The following is a 515-nucleotide window of genomic DNA, read 5'->3' on the forward strand; positions in this document are numbered from 1 at the left end:
ATTCGAGGCGCGTGCATCCGCGTCCAATCCATGCCGGCCAGAAGCGCGGACAGCTGGGCGGCATTCATCCGCATCACACCGGCCACGATGGGAGGCCATTTGAAGCCGCTGCCATCGAGCCGCTTCCAATACATCACAAGGCCGCTGCCATCCCAGACGACAATCTTCACCCGATCAGCGCGCTTCGCACGGAACACCACCGCCACGCCCTTCATCGGGTCATGGCCCAGCGTCTCCTGCGCCAACAGTGCCAAGCCCTCCGCACCTTTTCTGAAGTCCACAGGTTGCGTCGCCACGTAAATCGCAAGGCTCGCGGGCGGCATCAGCATGAACGTGTCCGTCGAAGCGCCAAGAACACATCACTCAACACAGCAAGGCCAGGCGTCCCTCGCACCTCCACTCGTGCCCCCTGCAGTTCAACCGTCACAATGGCTGCTTCCGGCGACCCGGCAGGCTCTGCGAACGCCGGTAGCGGCGATTCCGACAGCACCGGCACGAACGACAGCGTCTCCGCC

Annotated in this window: 2 protein-coding genes; both read right to left on the reverse strand. The window is 63.7% G+C overall.

The genetic code is table 11. The annotated features are described in order from the left end of the window. Window positions 1-329: IS66 family insertion sequence element accessory protein TnpB (gene tnpB, locus AC5ZFO_RS48235; protein WP_496124302.1), on the reverse strand; the 329-nt coding region annotated here is incomplete at its 3' end. After that, window positions 323-515, reverse strand: a 193-nt coding sequence (locus AC5ZFO_RS48240; RefSeq protein ID WP_496124303.1) for a hypothetical protein, incomplete at its 5' end; no start/stop codon positions are given. The genes AC5ZFO_RS48240 and tnpB, both read right to left, overlap by 7 nt.

It is taken from the genome of Bradyrhizobium sp. Unk1, assembly GCF_059512345.1.